Origin of the sequence: Acinetobacter sp. WCHA45 (assembly GCF_002165255.2) — a bacterium.
Lineage (GTDB): Bacteria > Pseudomonadota > Gammaproteobacteria > Pseudomonadales > Moraxellaceae > Acinetobacter.
The window spans coordinates 2,114,853-2,132,252 of sequence record NZ_CP028561.1; the positions used below are offsets into that span (position 1 = coordinate 2,114,853).

At 39.3% G+C, this 17,400-nt stretch carries 17 protein-coding genes and 1 pseudogene; 9 read left to right on the forward strand and 9 right to left on the reverse strand.

What is annotated here, in order from left to right; translation table 11 throughout:
• The first annotated feature begins 22 nt into the window (after positions 1 to 22).
• A complete protein-coding gene (locus tag CDG55_RS11565) occupies positions 23 to 313 on the forward strand; it encodes a peptidylprolyl isomerase (RefSeq protein WP_004664683.1) in 291 nt (96 codons plus the stop codon).
• A 41-nt stretch (positions 314 to 354) separates the two neighbouring features.
• Here the strand turns inward: CDG55_RS11565 and CDG55_RS11570 are convergent, their stop codons facing one another.
• From CDG55_RS11570 to typA, 3 genes are all read right to left on the reverse strand, one after another.
• The gene (locus CDG55_RS11570; protein WP_087535716.1) at positions 355 to 693 is read right to left on the reverse strand and encodes a gamma-glutamylcyclotransferase family protein; all 339 of its coding nucleotides are present in this window, start codon (positions 691 to 693) and stop codon (positions 355 to 357) included.
• A 146-nt stretch (positions 694 to 839) separates the two neighbouring features.
• The gene (gene mscL, locus CDG55_RS11575) at positions 840 to 1,268 is read right to left on the reverse strand and encodes a large conductance mechanosensitive channel protein MscL (protein ID WP_005162040.1); all 429 of its coding nucleotides are present in this window, start codon (positions 1,266 to 1,268) and stop codon (positions 840 to 842) included.
• A 245-nt stretch (positions 1,269 to 1,513) separates the two neighbouring features.
• Positions 1,514 to 3,349 carry a translational GTPase TypA gene (gene typA / locus CDG55_RS11580; protein WP_004664688.1) on the reverse strand — a complete coding sequence of 612 codons (1,836 nt, stop codon included), beginning with the start codon at positions 3,347 to 3,349 and terminating at the stop codon, positions 1,514 to 1,516.
• A gap of 176 nt (positions 3,350 to 3,525) precedes the next feature.
• Between typA and CDG55_RS11585 the strand changes: the two genes are divergently transcribed.
• From CDG55_RS11585 to CDG55_RS15350, 5 genes are all read left to right on the forward strand, one after another.
• Positions 3,526 to 4,884, forward strand: coding sequence for a uracil-xanthine permease family protein (locus CDG55_RS11585; protein ID WP_087535715.1), 1,359 nt, complete (start codon positions 3,526 to 3,528; stop codon positions 4,882 to 4,884).
• 62 nt (positions 4,885 to 4,946) lie between these two features.
• A complete protein-coding gene (locus CDG55_RS11590; protein ID WP_087535714.1) occupies positions 4,947 to 5,963 on the forward strand; it encodes a methyltransferase in 1,017 nt (338 codons plus the stop codon).
• An 18-nt stretch (positions 5,964 to 5,981) separates the two neighbouring features.
• Positions 5,982 to 7,439, forward strand: a complete 1,458-nt coding sequence (locus CDG55_RS11595) for an amino acid permease (protein ID WP_087535713.1) — start codon at positions 5,982 to 5,984, stop codon at positions 7,437 to 7,439.
• Positions 7,440 to 7,690: 251 nt separating this feature from the next.
• On the forward strand, positions 7,691 to 8,896 hold the full coding sequence (locus tag CDG55_RS11600) for an RtcB family protein (protein WP_087535712.1): 1,206 nt from the start codon (positions 7,691 to 7,693) through the stop codon (positions 8,894 to 8,896).
• Between the two features lie 4 nt (positions 8,897 to 8,900).
• The gene (locus CDG55_RS15350) at positions 8,901 to 9,059 is read left to right on the forward strand and encodes a hypothetical protein (RefSeq protein ID WP_005162067.1); all 159 of its coding nucleotides are present in this window, start codon (positions 8,901 to 8,903) and stop codon (positions 9,057 to 9,059) included.
• A 146-nt stretch (positions 9,060 to 9,205) separates the two neighbouring features.
• Here CDG55_RS15350 and omp38 read toward each other — a convergent pair whose 3' ends face one another.
• Positions 9,206 to 10,276: an outer membrane protein Omp38 gene (gene omp38 / locus CDG55_RS11605; protein ID WP_005162068.1), complete on the reverse strand. Its 1,071-nt coding sequence runs from the start codon at positions 10,274 to 10,276 to the stop codon at positions 9,206 to 9,208.
• A 387-nt stretch (positions 10,277 to 10,663) separates the two neighbouring features.
• Here omp38 and CDG55_RS11610 point away from each other — a divergent pair, with 387 nt between their 5' ends.
• The 3 genes from CDG55_RS11610 (at position 10,664) to CDG55_RS11620 (ending at position 13,040) form a co-directional block, all read left to right on the forward strand.
• On the forward strand, positions 10,664 to 11,176 hold the full coding sequence (locus tag CDG55_RS11610) for a GspH/FimT family pseudopilin (protein WP_005162070.1): 513 nt from the start codon (positions 10,664 to 10,666) through the stop codon (positions 11,174 to 11,176).
• 111 nt (positions 11,177 to 11,287) lie between these two features.
• Entirely contained in the window at positions 11,288 to 12,463 is a 1,176-nt protein-coding gene (locus tag CDG55_RS11615; RefSeq protein ID WP_087535711.1) for a thiolase family protein, read from the forward strand.
• A 133-nt stretch (positions 12,464 to 12,596) separates the two neighbouring features.
• On the forward strand, positions 12,597 to 13,040 hold the full coding sequence (locus CDG55_RS11620; RefSeq protein WP_087535710.1) for a VOC family protein: 444 nt from the start codon (positions 12,597 to 12,599) through the stop codon (positions 13,038 to 13,040).
• Positions 13,041 to 13,085: 45 nt separating this feature from the next.
• Here the strand turns inward: CDG55_RS11620 and CDG55_RS11625 are convergent, their stop codons facing one another.
• The 5 genes and pseudogenes from CDG55_RS11625 to CDG55_RS11645 all read right to left on the reverse strand — a co-directional run bounded on the left by CDG55_RS11625 (position 13,086) and on the right by CDG55_RS11645 (position 17,254).
• Positions 13,086 to 13,439, reverse strand: a complete 354-nt coding sequence (locus CDG55_RS11625; RefSeq protein WP_005214327.1) for a DMT family transporter — start codon at positions 13,437 to 13,439, stop codon at positions 13,086 to 13,088.
• An 82-nt stretch (positions 13,440 to 13,521) separates the two neighbouring features.
• Entirely contained in the window at positions 13,522 to 14,007 is a 486-nt protein-coding gene (locus CDG55_RS11630) for a DUF934 domain-containing protein (RefSeq protein WP_087535709.1), read from the reverse strand.
• Positions 14,000 to 15,643: a nitrite/sulfite reductase gene (locus CDG55_RS11635; RefSeq protein WP_087535708.1), complete on the reverse strand. Its 1,644-nt coding sequence runs from the start codon at positions 15,641 to 15,643 to the stop codon at positions 14,000 to 14,002. The genes CDG55_RS11630 and CDG55_RS11635 overlap by 8 nt, the downstream gene beginning before the upstream one ends.
• 173 nt (positions 15,644 to 15,816) lie before the next feature.
• Positions 15,817 to 16,047 (reverse strand): annotated as a pseudogene (locus CDG55_RS11640) (hypothetical protein); the annotation flags it as partial.
• Positions 16,048 to 16,135: 88 nt separating this feature from the next.
• Positions 16,136 to 17,254, reverse strand: a complete 1,119-nt coding sequence (locus CDG55_RS11645) for a CaiB/BaiF CoA transferase family protein (protein WP_087535707.1) — start codon at positions 17,252 to 17,254, stop codon at positions 16,136 to 16,138.
• Between the last annotated feature and the right edge of the window lie 146 nt (positions 17,255 to 17,400).

Consider the following 17,400-nt stretch of genomic DNA (forward strand, 5'->3'; position numbering starts at 1 on the left):
TGCAATCAAGGAGAACAACCTTATGCAAACCGCAATTGTTCGACATATTCTCGTCAAAGATAAAGACTTAGCCGAACAGCTAAAAAAACGAATTCAGTCTGGTGCTGATTTTAGCAAAATCGCCAAACAATACTCTACTTGCAACTCAGCTAAACGTGGAGGCGAACTCGGTGAAGTGAAAAAGGGGCAATTGGTCCCTGTTATTGATAAATTAGTTTTTACAGCAGCAGAACGAATCTTACACGGCCCGATCAAAAGCCAATTTGGTTTTCACTTAATTGAAGTCAAATTTCGCATGGATGGCTTAAGATAATGGTTTGAGCTTAATTATTTTAAGCTCTCTCCTCTTCTCAGTTATTTTAATTCTTGCGGTTTCATCACATAAGTCCATGCATGTATTTTTTCACCAGATTCCAAGATAACCTCAGCAACAACTCGCTCATATTGGAATCCTTCAAACTCATCTAACATTTGCCAGTTTTGTTCTAATTTTTCCGTGCTGAATAAATATCCCATGATTAATGGATCTTGTTCAGCTAAAACTAAGGCAGGTAAACCTTTGTCTGGTCCCCAATCTAAAATATGAATTGTGCCGTGTACCGATGCTTTTTGCCAATCTCCACCGATTCCACCCAAAATATGCGCATTTTCTCGGTTTGGGCAAAGTGTGCCATAGACAAATAGTTGGTTCATGATTGCTGTTCCATTCAAATATGCAAATATTTTAGAGTCAAATCTTGCAATTTTCCATGTAAAAGCTTGCGTTCCAAATATGGAATATCTATTTCCAATAAAAAACGGCATTTTTAAATGCCGTTTTTTATAAAAATAATAAGTACTTATTTTTTCAAAGAGTCTCTAATTTCACGTAATAATTGAATATCTTCAGGTGTAGGCGCTGGTGCTGCTGGCGCTGCTTCTTTTTGTTTACGCATACGATTCATTACTTTCACCATAAGAAACACAACCCATGCCAAAATAATGAAATTAATAAAGATGGTTAAGAAATTACCATAGGTTAAAACATTGACACCTGCTTTCGTTAATTGATCTAAAGACTGTAAATTATTTGGATTGTCTCCGAGCACAATAAACTTCTGCGTAAAATCAACACCCCCACCAGTAATAACTGAAATAAGTGGCATGATGATATCTTTCACCAATGAATCAATAATTTTACCAAATGCACCACCAATGATGACACCAATGGCAAGATCCATCATATTGCCTTTGATGGCAAATTCTTTAAATTCTTGAATAATACTCATTTATAACTCTCCAGAGTTGAACTTAATCGCAACCCATTTTGCATTGTTTATTACACAGGTGCAGCTATCCACATAATGCTCATAATTTAATATTTTTATCAAAAAAAGAAAGCTATTTCACACTTTAACAACACTTTTTTATTTTAATAAAAATATATGTTTAAGCATGTCCCTACCCTGAAATTTATGCAATAAAAAACCGCTAAATAAATTTAGCGGTTTTGTCATTTTTCAGTGAAGAAAAATTATTTATCACGGTTACGCTTACGTTCGTTTTCAGTTAAGTAACGTTTACGAATACGGATCGATTTTGGTGTTACTTCAACTAACTCATCATCTTCAATGAATTCAAGTGCTTGTTCAAGCGTATATTCAATTGCAGGCGTTAAAGTTAAAGCATCATCCGTACCAGACGCACGAACGTTGGTTAATTGTTTTGCTTTAGTTGGGTTAACAACCATATCGTCCGAACGCGAGTTAATACCCACGATCATACCTTCATAAACTTCTAACTGAGGTTTAGCGAATAAACGACCACGGTCTTGTAAGCTGAATAATGCATAGCCCAAGCAAGTACCTTGAACCATAGAAATCAATACACCGTTTTGACGCTTCGCAACAGTACCTTGCTTAACAGGACCGTAGTGCGAGAAGCTTGATGTCATGATCCCTGTACCAGAAGTCATGGTTAAGAACTCAGAACGGAATCCAATTAAACCACGTGAAGGTACAGTTGCTTCAATACGGATACGACCTTTTCCGTCAACTTCCATATTGGTCATTTCGCCTTTACGGTGACCCATTTGTTCCATTACTGAACCTTGATGTTGCTCTTCAACATCAAACGTTACGTTTTCGTATGGCTCTTGTCTTTCGCCATCGACTTCTTTCATGATCACTTGTGGACGTGATACGCCCATTTCAAAGCCTTCACGGCGCATATTTTCAATCAATACTGAAAGGTGAAGTTCACCACGACCAGAAACTTTAAAGCGGTCTGGACTATCAGTATCTTCAACGCGTAATGCAACGTTGTGAATCAATTCACGATCAAGACGTTCACGAATATTACGTGAAGTTACAAATTTACCTTCTTTACCAGCAAACGGTGAGTTGTTGACTTGGAATGTCATCGAAACCGTAGGTTCATCTACGGACAATGGTGGCAAAGCTTCTACATTTTTTTGATCACAAATTGTGTCAGAAATATTGAGTGCATCAATACCAGTGATACAAACGATATCACCTGCTGATGCTTCTTCAACATCAATACGCTCTAAACCGTGGTAACCCATGATTTTTAAGATACGACCGTTACGTGTATTGCCTTCTTTATCAATCACAGTCACAGGAGTATTCGTTTTTACACCACCACGCTGAATACGACCAACACCGATAACACCAACGAAGCTGTTATAGTCAAGTGAAGAAATCTGCATTTGGAATGGACCATCAACATCAACTGCTGGTGGTTCAACGATATCAACGATAGTTTGGAACAATGGTGTCATATCTTCCGCTAATTCTTCAGGAGAAGGACCAGCTACACCACGTAAACCAGAAGCGTAAACGATTGGGAAATCTAACTGCTCATCAGTTGCACCCAAGTTATCAAACAAGTCAAATACTTGATCGATTACCCAGTCGCAACGTGCACTTGGCTTATCAACTTTGTTGATAATTACGATTGGCTTCAAACCACGCGCGAACGCTTTTTGCGTTACAAAGCGAGTTTGTGGCATTGGACCTTCTTGAGAGTCAACAAGAAGCAATACACAGTCAACCATCGACATTACACGTTCAACTTCACCGCCGAAGTCCGCATGTCCTGGGGTGTCTACGATATTGATGCGGTAAGTTGTGTCAGTACGTTGATCTAACCACGTAATTGACGTATTTTTTGCAAGAATAGTAATACCACGTTCACTTTCAAGCGCATTCGAGTCCATGACACGCTCAATCTCGCCTGCACGGTCACCTAAAGCACCAGATTGTTGAAGTAATTTATCGACAAGCGTGGTTTTACCGTGGTCGACGTGCGCAATAATTGCGATATTGCGGAGATTCTTAATATCAGACATAGAATTCGATACGCTTAAAATTTGAGGGCAGATTATATAGAAAAATCCTAAACTTTAGTAGTGACAGTTTGTTGACATGAAACTTTTTTTCGGACGAACTGTTTCAGAATCGTTGGTAAAGTAGCCTAACTCTATTAGAATATTCCACTATTGCTTATCGCTTTTCTTATACTCCCATGTCAAATTCTCAACCCGAACAGCCACTTGATCTCGTCTACGGACTCAATGATCGTCCAAAACCGTTCATCGCATTTTTAGCGGCTTTACAACATCTTTTAGCAATTTTAGTCCCGATTGTCACTCCAGGATTATTAATTTGCTTAGCACTTGGTGTATCTCGTGAAGACACCAATATGATCCTGTCGATGTCTCTGATCATCTCAGGAATTGCAACCTTTTTACAGTGTAAAAAGGTCGGTCCTTTCGGTGCAGGACTATTGATTGTTCAAGGGACAAGTTTTAACTTTATTGGCCCAATTATTGGTATTGGTAGCGCCATGGTTGCTGCAGGTACGCCTGTTGAGCAAGTGATGGCTGCTATTTTCGGTGTGGTAATTGCAGGTTCATTTATTGAAATGGGCGTGTCTCGGATTCTACCTTGGGTAAAACAATTAATTACCCCTTTAGTTACAGGTATCGTTGTTCTCTTAATTGGTTTGACACTGATTAAAGAAGGTCTGATTAGCATGGGAGGCGGTTATATGGCCATGCAAGATCATACTTTTGCCAATACAGACAATCTGATCATGTCCTGTACAGTACTGGCGGTCATTATTTTATTGAATCGTGTTCAAATTATTTGGGTAAAAAGTTCAGCAATTTTAATCGCATTAGTGATTGGTTACATTCTTGCAGGCTTTATGGGTCATTTAAACTTTTCCGTATTGCAAGATGCACCATTAATTCAAATTCCTACCCCTATGCATTTTGGTCTAAGCTTCTCTTGGAGCTTGTTCATGCCAATGGCATTCATCTATCTCGTTACTTCACTTGAAGCCATTGGCGATGTGACAGCGACAAGCAAAATCTCCAACCAACCTGTAGACGGCCCCATTTGGATGCAACGCATTAAAGGTGGTGTACTTGTGAATGGTGCCAACTCATTTTTAGCAGGTATCTTCAACACCTTCCCAAGTTCAGTGTTTGCACAAAACAATGGCGTGATTCAACTCACTGGTGTGGCAAGTCGCTATGTCGGGATCTGGATTGCGATCTTATTGATCATTTTAGGTCTCTTCCCTGCTGTAGCTGCCGTGATTCAAGCTGTTCCCCAAGCAGTGCTAGGTGGTGCGGTAATGGTGATGTTCGGTGCGGTGGCTGCATCTGGAATTAACATTCTTTCAAGTATTCATCTTGACCGCCGCGCTTTACTGATTATTGCGATTTCTCTTGCATTAGGTTTAGGTGTAGCACAAGTTCCACAAATCCTTGAACATCTTCCTGAATTATTCAAAAACATTTTCAGCTCAGGTGTTGCAACGGGTGGTATTGCAGCGTTGATTTTAAATATTGTTTTACCTGAAACTCAAAAATAGTCTTTTAACCATCGTAATTGTCCAGTTTCACCACTGGGCTTTGTTTTTGATGAGAGATCAAAATGGATCCACGTAGTGAAGTCGTTATACGACAACAAGATTATTTAAATGGGCAAATCTTACTGATTAATGCGCCCAATGATCAACTCGCCAAAAATTTACCTCACCAAGTACAAGCCTCTGTCTGGACTTGGAATTATGCTGATCATCAAGGTTTTCAAAGCACTGGTATAAATTCATATTTCTCAGTTGAGTTTCCACAAGCAAGTTTTGATCAGGTTGTTATTTTCGTTCCAAAATCTAAAGAGTTATTGAATTATATTCTTCATGTCGTGGTTAGCCAGTTAACACTCGGTCAAAGCGTATTTCTAGTGGGTGAAAAAAAAGGCGGTGTTGAACGTGCTGCAAAACAACTCCTGCAATATGGTAAAGCCTTTAAAATTGATAGTGCACGCCACTGTCAATTTTGGCACATGAAAATTGAAAAGAGAGAAATACACAAACCACTTGACCATTGGTTAAAAAACTATATTGTGCAAGTCAATCAAGAACAGCTCGAAATCTGTGCTTTACCGGGTGTATTTAGTCAAGACCATTTAGATGTTGGAACAGCCGTATTACTCCCTTACCTGAGCCAAGTAAAATCAGGTAAGATTGCCGACTTTGGTTGCGGTGCTGGAATTATTAGTGCTTATTTAGCCAAAATAAATCCAAACCAGCACATTTTTGCACTTGATGTTGATGCATTTGCATTACGGTCTACTGAGTTCACTTTTCAAAAAAATGATCTGAACTTATCACAGCTACATCTACAGCCTGTCACAAGTTTTGTTGATGCGCCTAAAGATCTAGATGCCATCGTAAGTAATCCACCTTTTCATCAAGGCATTCATACCAATTACGATGCAAGTGAAGAGCTCTGCCAATTGGCGAAAAAGCATCTGAAAAATTCAGGTGAACTTTGGATAGTGGCGAATCGTTTTCTAAACTATCCACCTCTGATAGAGCAGAGCTTTGGTCAATGTCTTGTGAAGGCAGATCAACAGGGATTCAAAGTGTTATATGCCTGTGCGAAATAAACAGTTTAAGGAATTTTTATGAGCGATACATCTGCTCCTCAACACCTTCAGCGTCAGCTCGGAGCACGCCACCTGAATATGATTGCCATTGGCGGATCGATTGGTACAGGCTTATTCCTTGCTTCAGGCTCTACGATCGCTACCGCAGGTCCTGGCGGTGCGTTACTCGCTTATGCACTTATTGGAATCATGATTTATTTCTTGATGACTAGTTTAGGCGAGCTTGCAACTCATAACCCAAGTTCTGGTGCTTTCTTCACCTATGGTAGTCGCTATGTAGAAGAAGGTTTTGGTTTTGCTTTAGGATGGAACTATTGGTACAACTGGGCGATTACAGTCGCATTTGAATTAGTAGCCGTCCAATTCATCATGAAATTTTGGTTTCCAGAAATTTCTGGCTTCTATTGGAGTGCTGTATTTTTGGCTGTGATCTTTGCAATCAATGCAATGACGGTCAAAGGCTTTGGTGAAAGTGAATTCTGGTTTTCAATGATTAAAGTTATTGCCATTATTGTATTTATCATCATCGGTATCGCAATGATTGCAAAAATTATGCTGACTCCAAATGTTTCTGCATTTAGCAACTGGACTAAAGGTGACGCGCCATTCGTTGGTGGATTACAAGCACTGGTTGGTGTTGCAATGATCGCAGGGTTCTCATTTCAAGGTACTGAAATGGTCGGTGTAGCTGCTGGTGAATCAAAAGATCCTAAGAAAACGATTCCTTTGGCGATCAAACAGATTTTTTGGCGAATTCTACTTTTCTATATTTTGTGTATTTTCATCATTGGTACACTGGTCAGCTACGATAATCCTTTGTTACTGCATGCCGCAGAAAGTGAAAATATTGCACTTTCTCCATTTACTCTTCTCTATGAAAAAGCAGGATTCGCATTTGCTGCAAGCTTAATGAATGCAGTTATTCTGAGTGCAATTTTATCTGCGGGTAACTCTGGAATGTACTCTTCTACCCGTATGCTATTTGATATGGCTAAAGAAGGTCGTGCGCCAAAGTGGTTCTCCAAATTAGATACACGTGGCGTTCCAATGAATGCACTGTATGCAACTACAGCAGTTGCAGCATTATGTTTCCTAACGACATTTATCGGTGAGCAACAAGTTTTTAACTGGTTACTTAATATGTCTGGGATGTGTGGATTTATCGTCTGGCTAGGCATAGCAATATCACATTATCGTTTCCGCAAAGGCTATTTAGCTCAAGGTCATAAGTTAGAAGACCTCGCTTATCGTGCAAAATTCTTTCCATTTGCACCGTGGTTTGCATTTATTCTCTGTTCCATCATTATTTTAGGTCAGAACTATCAAGCCCTGATTGGTGGAAAAATTGACTGGTTAGGACTACTTTCAACCTATATCAGTATTCCGCTATTTCTTGCAATTTGGTTAGGGTATAAGTGGAAACACAAGACCAAACTCATTGCTTACAAAGAGATGAATGTGAAAGAAGGTGAATAATAAATCTTAATTTCACTTGACCCTTTGAGAAATACGAGTAAAATTCACGCTCATATTTTCATCGGCAATTTTTATAGGAGGACACACATGCCATTACTACAAAGGAAAACACTTTAAGATTTGGCACTGTGTCGTCTCACGGACAAGTGACAAATCAAATGATCACTTGTCCGAATGCTCTTCTAAACCTAGCATTCGCTAGGTTTTTTTATGCCTATTCGGACAGAAATTTCGCTAATCGAGAAATAAAAATGGGCATACAAAAAATACTCAATGCTGAAGCTCAATACGGTGTACCTGTGAAGATATTCACTAACGATATTGATAATGAGAGCATTGAACAACTGAAGAAAATGGCACAACTGCAATTTGTTTATTCTCATATTGCAGTCATGCCCGATGTACATGTTGGTAAAGGTGCGACAGTCGGAAGTGTTATACCAACTAAACATGCAATTATACCCGCAGCTGTGGGCGTAGATATTGGCTGTGGTATGAATGCGATTCGACTCAATTTAAAAGCTTCACAACTTCCTGATAATCTTTCGTCATTGCGTAATGCAATCGAACGAAAAGTTCCCGTAGGATTTGAGTTACATAAACAAGTGAAAGCGAAAGCATCTAGCATTATTCCGTTAGAAAAACGCTTACAACCAATCGTAAAAAAACATCCTGGTTTAATCAGAATGCTCAGAAATTTTGATTTAACTTGGCAAAAACAACTTGGAACTTTAGGTGGTGGTAACCATTTTATTGAACTCTGCTTAGACGAAAATCAAGATGTTTGGGTCATGTTACATTCTGGCAGTCGTGGATTAGGTAATGTGATCGGCACGTATTTTATTGAACTGGCGAAGAAAGAAGCTCAACATCGCTTTGGTCATGTTCCTGATAAAGATTTAAGTTATTTCGCAGAAGGATCATGCAGTTTTAATGATTATGTTGAAGCCGTTGAATGGGCTCAAGAATATGCTTTTGAAAATCGTCGTGAAATGATGCGTCTGATTTTAGAGGCAATCCGCCCACTGCTACCACCTTTTCAAATGACCAAAGAAGCGATTAATTGCCACCATAATTACGTCAGTCAAGAAACTCATTTTGGTGAGCATCTCTTAATCACACGTAAGGGGGCAATTCGAGCGGGCCAAGATGAATTAGGCATCATTCCTGGTTCTATGGGGGCTCGCTCTTATATTGTGAAAGGCAAAGCGAATCCTGATTCATTTTGCTCATGTTCACATGGCGCAGGACGAAAAATAAGCCGTAGTAAAGCCAAATTACTTTTTGGTCAAGAGGATTTGATTCAACAGACCCAAGGTATTGAATGTCGTAAAGACAGTGGTGTAATTGACGAAATACCAAGTGCATATAAAGATATCGATCAAGTCATGGCAAACCAATCAGATTTAATCGAAATCGTGCACACCCTTAAACAAGTTCTATGTATAAAAGGTTAAATAGATGAAACTTAAAGCAATGCCTAAAATCAAAGTTCGTAATCCTGTTGCGCTCTCCCCTTTACTACAAAAAGGAGGGATCCATGAAACAGAAAAACCTAGAGCTCAGCACCGTCGAGAAAGACAAAACACCAAACAACAGCTCAGAAAAGAAGTTTGGTAAATTCTAGAAAATATTAATCAAACACATCAGTCAAATTATTTTGTAGGAGTAATTAAAATGTTTATATATTCAAATCACTTGTATGCAAACCCATATAAAAAAGCGACCCATCAGAGTCGCTTTTTTATTCAGTTCAAAAACTCAAATTATTGAGCTTGTTGACCTGGCTGTGCAAGAACAGTACGGCTACCAGTGATCGCAGCGAATACGCGACGGTTCATGGCACGACCTTCTTTAGTCTTGTTGTCAGCAATCGGTTGATCCCAAGCAAAGCCTTGAGTCGTCAAGCGAGATTCGTTAACGTTATATTCGTTAACAAGCGCTGATTTAACAGAGTTAGCACGAGCTAAAGATAAACGTTCGTTTAACTTACGTGGACCAGTGTTATCAGTGTGACCTTCAATACGTGCAGTCGCATTCGGGTATTCAGCTAATTTCTCAGCTACTTTCGCGATTTCAGACTTGTATTGTGGCTTGATGTCAGACTTGTTCGTATCAAAGAATACACGAAGTTCCATGTTAAGGTCTTCAGTCAATTCTTGTGGCTGCGGCTGTGGCTGTGGTTGAACTGGTACTGGTTCAACTGGAGCAACTTCTACTACTGGGGCAGCTGGCTTCAAGTGACCGCCAAGAACTACGTTTAAACCAGCAAGAGCTGTGTAGTTCCAGAAGTCTTCATCGATATTATAAGTACCACGAGCTTCTGTACGAAGAGATAAAGCATCATTTAAGCGCCAGAAAGCACCAAAACCAGCATTACCTAAAGTACCTTCTTCTTTCAAACCACGACCAACACGACCCAATTGAGCTTCGTTAGCATCAGTGAAAGAATATTTATAATGACCAGCACCTAATAATACGTATGGCTTGATTTTGCTATCGTAGTTTTTAGTGATTAGATCAGAAGTAACATAGAAGTTACCGTTGATTTGTTGTTGCTTGTATTCACCATTCGGTGCTGCACTAGTAACGTCACCTTTAACTTGGTTGTATTCAGTTTCAAAACCCAACCAAGGTGTTAATTCAACACCAAGAGCTGCACCAACGAATAAATCGTCCTGTAACTCACCAGCATTTGTTAAGTTTTCAGTGCTGTTGTTGTGCTTAGAATCTTGGAATGTGTAACCAAGCATTAATGGAGTTACTGTTACACCCGCATTAGCAGCAGCTAAAGGAGCAGCAACAAGCATAGCAAGTGCAATACGACTCAATTTCATGGATATCCTCCAGAGATAACAATTGTTTGTTGTTCAAGCTTAGCCTATGAGTTTTGGCCCCATAAACACAGAAGTGTTCACAGTATTATTTTTAAGCTATTCACTTCACTTTGAATCATACAAACACTTGATGAATTTTCCAAGTGCTTGATAACTTTAACCTCGTAAATTATTGACAAAATTTCTTACAATTTCCGTTGTAGTTCAGTAAATTTTCAATTCAACTCTAAAGCTCGAATAGCTTATTGTTCGCTTTCTTCAATTTTAGCAGTATTTGCTTGATGAAGTAATGGTTAGTTTTCTAATACTAAACTTAATTTAATAAATACAGTAATTACTTAACACTTTGTTAATAAAAAAATTACAAAATTATCAAAAGGTAAAAAAATGTTAAAAGTTAGAGGATTCACTCTGAGTGAATTAATGGTCACACTTGCTATTTGTGCGATTCTAGCATGCCTCAGTTTACCTTATTTGAATCAATTATTGATTTCAAATGAAGTAAATCATATGAAAAGAACACTCACAATTTACATACAAAAATCCAAATCTGACGCACAGATTCATCATAAAAATGTGACTTTATGCGCAAGTAAAGACTTAACTAGCTGCGATTCAGATTGGAACAGTGGACTAATCGGATTCCTTGATTTAAATGCTAACCGGCAACGTGATTCAAATGATCCTTTATTGTATTCCACAGCATTTCATTATAAGTATGGAAAATTAGATTGGAGAGGTACATTAAGAATAAATTCACTTACTTTCCAAGGTGATACAGGGCTACCAAGAGGCTCAAATGGAAGTTTCTTTTATTGTATGAATGATTCTAATCATCATACTCAATTAATTCTCAGCAATATGGGGCACATACGTAGTAAAGAAATTACCACGTGTTAAAAACTCTTCAGTCTAGCCTAAACGACGTAAAATACTTTATTCGCATGCTTTTTTTAATATACTGCATAGGTTTTGAACATTCTCTGCAAATTATAAGTCTGGAGACACACAATGACTGACATCGTAATTGTCAATGGCGCTCGTACAGCAATGGGCGGCTTCCAAGGCGCATTATCAAGCGCAACTGCACCCGAATTAGGTGCAATCACCATTAAAGAAGCAATTGCTCGTTCGGGATTACAGCCTACTGATGTAGAAGAAGTAATCATGGGCTGTGTGTTACCAGCAGGTTTAAAACAAGGTCCAGCTCGTCAAGCTATGCGTAAAGCAGGTTTGCCTGATTCAACTGGTGCAGTAACCATTAACAAACTTTGTGGTTCTGGCATGAAAGCTGTGATGCAAGCTGCTGATATGATCAAAGCTGGTAGTGCTGCAATCGTGGTTGCGGGTGGTATGGAGTCAATGACCAATGCTCCTTACGTTTTACCTAAGGCACGTGCAGGTTATCGCATGGGTCATGGTGAAATTAAGGATCATATGTTCCTTGATGGTTTAGAAGATGCAGAAACTGGCCGCTTAATGGGATCATTTGCACAAGATATGGCAAATACGCGTGGCTATACACGTGAACAAATGGATGATTTCGCTATACGCTCTCTACAACGTGCACAGAAAGCAATTACTGAAGGTTATTTCAAAGATGAAATCGTTCCAGTAACAGTGTCTAGCCGTAAAGGTGATGTTGTTGTTGATCAAGATGAACAACCATTAAATGCAAAAATTGACAAAATCCCAAGTTTGAAACCTGCATTTGCAAAAGACGGTACAATTACTGCGGCAAATGCGAGTTCAATTTCTGATGGCGCTTCTGCTTTAGTGTTAACCTCTAGTGAAGTCGCTACTCAACGTGGTTTACAACCTTTAGCAAAAATTATTGCAACCGCATCAAACTCTCAACATCCTTCTGAATTTACGATTGCTCCTGTAGGGGCAATTGAAAAAGTTTTGAAAAAAGCTGGTTGGGATGCACAAGATGTTGATCTTTGGGAAATCAATGAAGCTTTTGCAATGGTTACAATGTGCCCAATTGATGACTTCAAATTAGATACAGAAAAAGTCAATATTAATGGCGGTGCTTGTGCACTTGGTCATCCAGTTGGTTCTACGGGTTCACGTATCATTTTGACGCTGATTCACGCACTTAAACGCACAGGTGGTAAAAAAGGTGTTGCGGCGCTTTGTATTGGTGGTGGTGAAGCAACAGCAGTTGCAATTGAATTGATCTAATCATTAATTCGATTAACTAAAAATCCTGCCAAGTGCAGGATTTTTTATTTTCATAATTACAAAAAAATAATGCACCTTATCTAAAAATCCCGATAAGTTATGTTGTGTATAAAAAAACAATAAGGAATTTCCCATGCAACTCAATCATTATCTCAATTTCAAAGGACAGGCCGAACAGGCATTTATTTTTTACCAATCTGTGTTTGGCGGTGAATTTGCCATGATTAGCCGCTATGGAGACATGCCACCGACTGAGGGAGTTACACTGTCTGAAGCCGATAAAAGTTTAATCCTGCACGTTTCCTTACCAATCAATGAATTTACGGTCCTTATGGGATCAGATGTCAACGATCAGTTTTGTGCACCAAATAGTGTGTTTACTCCAGGAAATAACCATTATATTTCGATTAATCTTGAATATGATGAAATGGAGGCACGACGTTTATTCAACCAGCTTTCTGTACGTGGCCATATTGAAATGCAACTGGAGAAAACTTTCTGGGGTGCGCTCTATGGGGCCTTTACCGATCAGTTCGGAATCAAGTGGATGGTCAATTGTCAGCTTGAGAGCATGTAAATTAACAAGATAAAGACTTCATCAGAATAATTTTTTGATGAATTTCTAAACATCAATATTCGAATATTGGGCAATAATCATTAACCCTATTGTGATAAATCCAATACCAACCCACCCTGCTAAATCAATATGCTGCCCCAGAAACACCTTTGCCAACGCGGCTGTCGCGATCACGCCAATTCCCGACCAGAGCACGTATAGAATACCTGCCTGCATATATTTCAAGGCAATGGCAGCACAGGTAAAAGAAACAAGATACAGAACCAAAGCGATTCCTTGATCGAGCTTATTCACTAATCCATTTGCTTTGGCAGAATAAAAAGTTGAGAGCACATCAGTTGCGATGGCGAAAAGCAGCCAAATCACCCCAGGATTTATTTTTGCAATAAACGTCAGCATTGTTATTCTTCAATCTATAAGTCTTAAATAATACGCAATAAAAAAAGCTGAACCTGAGTTCAGCTTTTTTACTTAAATGAGCTTAAGCACCTGTTTGGTAACTCGCTTGTGGCACTGCGGTTGAAGCCTGATAAGGATGGGTAAAATCCTGAAGTCCAGCAGCGGCTTCGTGAATATCCTTGCCCTCTTTGATAACAAAGCTATCAAAGCCTGAACGTTTTAAATAGTTTAAAACGTCCTTGAACACATCACCCACTGCACGCAATTCACCCTGATAGCCCTGACGGCGTAATAATGCTGCAAATGAATAACCACGTCCATCATTGAAACCTGCGAACTCAATGAAGATCGCATCTAATTCATTTAATGGAAATTGATGAGTTTCAGGTGAATCATTAACAGTAATGTATAACGCTTTTTTAGCTTGTACATTTGCCAACTGATCTAACTGAGCAGTTGTTACAACCACATCACCTTGTGGAATTACGCCATCTTCAGCAATCACTTGATAAGTATTATCAGCAATCGTGCCATCTTTGAACAGCACTTGTAGCGATGTATTAAGCATAAGCACGCTCCTTAAATGGTTGGATGCCAACACGGCGATACGTATCAATGAAACGCTCACCTTCAGTACGTAGATCAAGGTAAGTATTTAGGATTTCTTCAATGACATCAGGTACTGCATCAGCAGCAAAAGATGGTCCTAAGATATCACCGATAGACGCATCATGATTCGCGTTACCGCCTAGCGTGATTTGATAAAATTCTGCACCTTTTTTATCTACACCAAGGATACCAATGTTACCCACATGGTGATGACCACAAGCATTCATACAGCCTGAGATATTCAGATCAAGTTCACCAAGATTATAGATCGTATCTAAATCATCAAAACGACGGCTAATCGCTTCTGAAATTGGAATTGATTTCGCATTTGCCAATGAACAGAAATCACCGCCCGGACAGCAAATAATATCGGTAATAAAGCCGATATGCGCGCGTGCCATGTTGTGTTGTTCAAGTGTTTGCCACAATTCAAACAGATCTTTTTGTGGCACATCCACCAATGAAATGTTTTGTTCGTGTGTGGTACGGAATTCACCAAAAGTGTACTTATCCGCTAGGTCTGCAATTAAGTTCATTTCTTCAGAAGTCATATCACCAGGGGCAACGCCTGCACGTTTCAAAGAAATCGTCACAATACGATAGCCTTTGACTTTATGTGCATTGGTATTCACGTTGAACCATTGTTTGAATTTAGGATATTCAGCAAACAATGCTGTGAAATCTTGATCGTCTAACTCTTGATAATCAAACGGAGTGAATTCTTCATCCAATTTTTTCAAGATTTCAGGCTGAATCTTCAATGCTTCACGTGTGTGTTCAAATTCGGCTTCAACTTTTTCGGCAAATACCTGTGGTGTTAATGCTTTCACCAAAATCTTAATACGTGCTTTGTATTTGTTATCACGACGACCATGCAAGTTATAGACACGTAAAGTCGCTTCTAAATAAGCAATCAAATCTTCACGTGGCAAGAACTCACGGATTACGCTACCAATGATTGGGGTACGGCCCAAGCCACCACCAACCATGATTTTATAGCCCATTTCGCCCGCTTCATTGCGAACGATATAAACACCAATATCATGGAAAGCTGTTGCAGCACGATCCGTTTCTTCTAAAGCAGAAACTGCAATCTTGAACTTACGTGGCAAGAAGGCAAATTCAGGATGGAAAGTACTCCACTGACGAATCAATTCACACGTCGGACGTGGGTCTGCAATCTCACCAGCAACCACGCCTGCAAACTGATCAGTCGTGGTATTACGAATACAGTTACCTGAGGTTTGTACTGCATGCATTTGTACTGTTGCTAGCTCAGCAAGAATATCAGGTACATTTTCTAAAGCAGGCCAGTTCAACTGAATATTTTGACGAGTTGAAACGTGGGCATAACCACGATCATATTCAGTCGCAATTTCAGCAATTTTTCTGAGTTGTTTAGTATTCATCAAGCCATACGGCACAGCGATACGGAGCATAGGTGCATAACGTTGCACGTACAGACCATTTTGCAAACGTAATGGACGATATTCGTCTTCGGTCAATTTTCCTGCTAAATAGCGTTCTGTTTGATCGCGAAACTGAGCAACACGTTGGTTAATCAGTTGTTGATCGAAATCCGTATATAAATACATGGCGTATGGCTAGTCATTCATTATAAAGGTGACTAGCATAGCGAGCTTTTATTCATCAACAAAATGCTTTTTTTGCATATTTAATAACGATTTTATTGATAAGCCTATCTAATTGCCACAAATAGAAAAATCTCAGACAAATCTGAGCTTTTACAATCATTTTCTAAATGAAATTAGTTCTTATCTGGCAATGTGTAAGCGACTAAATAATCACCTTTTTTCGTCCCAAATGAACCATGCCCACCCGCCATAATCACCACATATTGCTTGCCATTGATTTCATAGGTTATTCGAGTCGCCTGTCTACCCGCAGGTAAACGTGCTTCCGATAACTTATCGCCATTTGAAACATTGAATGCACGAAGATAATTATCTTGGGTTGCTGCAACGAACATCACTGCGCCTCAGTATCTTGCCAACCTAGAATTTTATTGAGATCAAAGTAGATCTATACAACATCTTAACAATCCAGTGATAAATCTCACATATTACCTACCACTTACCCTCACCTAGACCCTGACCAATAAAGGCATATTTAATTTGTGATCGTGAGAACTTAATTGGACATGCCAACTGAGGTTCTGTCTGTTCTGAATGTTCAGATAATGGTACATCCACGACCCAACCACGTTGTTCAGCAATTGGAGAAACCAATGCTTCGTCAAGGCTCAAGACAGGTTCCACACAAATATCTAAGGTTTTAAAAAGTTGCTGCCATACTACAAAATCTTGACTCTTAAACTTTTCCTGCAATGCTTGTTTCACCGCTTGGCGGTCTTCAGGATCAAATGATGTGCCTTTGGCAAGAAGTAATGGCAATTCTAAAGCCGCTGCCAAACCCGCCATAAATTGTGGCTCTAAACTTCCGACTGAGAAATAACGCCCATCTTTGGTTTCATAATAATCATAAAAACTCGCACCATTTAACATCCCTTGTTCTGGTGCTTGTGGCGTCTGACCTGCCAAACTTGCAGAAGCAGCCATGCTGTTTAAACTTGCCACACAATCTGTCATGGAAATATCAATATATTGTCCAAGACCACTACGTTGACGCTCAACAACCGCAGCTAAGATACCAATCACCGCATGCAAAGAACCACCTGCCACATCCGCAATTTGAATTCCAAGTGGTGGTGGGCCACTATCTTGACGGCCACTATGACCTGAAACACCCGCTAATGCGAGATAGTTAATATCATGCCCAGCACGATCTTTATAACTTCCTGTTTGGCCATATCCCGTAATCGAGCAATAGATTAAACGTGGATTAATCTCTGCCAAAGTCTCATAGTCCAAACCTAAACGGCGCATGACATCAGGACGGAACTGTTCCAAGACAATATCAAACTCAGAAATTTTATTTTTGATCAGTTCAATATTGTTTGGCTCTTTTAGATCAAGCGCAATCGACTGTTTATTTCGATTCAGATAACTATGTGCAGTAGCTTGCCCATTGGCATAGGGTGGCATAATTCTCACGAGATCTGGACGCGTTGGAGATTCCACATGGATCACTTCTGCACCCATATCCGCAAGATACATACTTGCAAATGGACCAGGCAATAAAGTAGAAAAATCTAGAACTTTCAATCCTTTTAAAGCAGATGGCATAATAATTTTTACTCGATTTGTTCAAATTTTCTTTTATACTAGGTTCGGATAAACACAAAAACAATGTCATGTTCAGCCATTTACCTTGATCGTTTCGGCAATTTAACATGTACTTAGTGAGCAATAATTTTTTCTTGTCAATTGCT

Bases quoted from the DNA above. Each gene is read 5' to 3' on its own strand.
- CDG55_RS11565 (WP_004664683.1), top strand. From the start codon at position 23: ATGCAAACCGCAATTGTTCGACATATTCTCGTCAAAGATAAAGACTTA.
- CDG55_RS11570 (WP_087535716.1), bottom strand. From the start codon at position 693: ATGAACCAACTATTTGTCTATGGCACACTTTGCCCAAACCGAGAAAAT.
- mscL (WP_005162040.1), bottom strand. From the start codon at position 1,268: ATGAGTATTATTCAAGAATTTAAAGAATTTGCCATCAAAGGCAATATG.
- typA (WP_004664688.1), bottom strand. From the start codon at position 3,349: ATGTCTGATATTAAGAATCTCCGCAATATCGCAATTATTGCGCACGTC.
- CDG55_RS11585 (WP_087535715.1), top strand. From the start codon at position 3,526: ATGTCAAATTCTCAACCCGAACAGCCACTTGATCTCGTCTACGGACTC.
- CDG55_RS11590 (WP_087535714.1), top strand. From the start codon at position 4,947: ATGGATCCACGTAGTGAAGTCGTTATACGACAACAAGATTATTTAAAT.
- CDG55_RS11595 (WP_087535713.1), top strand. From the start codon at position 5,982: ATGAGCGATACATCTGCTCCTCAACACCTTCAGCGTCAGCTCGGAGCA.
- CDG55_RS11600 (WP_087535712.1), top strand. From the start codon at position 7,691: ATGGGCATACAAAAAATACTCAATGCTGAAGCTCAATACGGTGTACCT.
- CDG55_RS15350 (WP_005162067.1), top strand. From the start codon at position 8,901: ATGAAACTTAAAGCAATGCCTAAAATCAAAGTTCGTAATCCTGTTGCG.
- omp38 (WP_005162068.1), bottom strand. From the start codon at position 10,276: ATGAAATTGAGTCGTATTGCACTTGCTATGCTTGTTGCTGCTCCTTTA.
- CDG55_RS11610 (WP_005162070.1), top strand. From the start codon at position 10,664: ATGTTAAAAGTTAGAGGATTCACTCTGAGTGAATTAATGGTCACACTT.
- CDG55_RS11615 (WP_087535711.1), top strand. From the start codon at position 11,288: ATGACTGACATCGTAATTGTCAATGGCGCTCGTACAGCAATGGGCGGC.
- CDG55_RS11620 (WP_087535710.1), top strand. From the start codon at position 12,597: ATGCAACTCAATCATTATCTCAATTTCAAAGGACAGGCCGAACAGGCA.
- CDG55_RS11625 (WP_005214327.1), bottom strand. From the start codon at position 13,439: ATGCTGACGTTTATTGCAAAAATAAATCCTGGGGTGATTTGGCTGCTT.
- CDG55_RS11630 (WP_087535709.1), bottom strand. From the start codon at position 14,007: ATGCTTAATACATCGCTACAAGTGCTGTTCAAAGATGGCACGATTGCT.
- CDG55_RS11635 (WP_087535708.1), bottom strand. From the start codon at position 15,643: ATGTATTTATATACGGATTTCGATCAACAACTGATTAACCAACGTGTT.
- CDG55_RS11645 (WP_087535707.1), bottom strand. From the start codon at position 17,254: ATGCCATCTGCTTTAAAAGGATTGAAAGTTCTAGATTTTTCTACTTTA.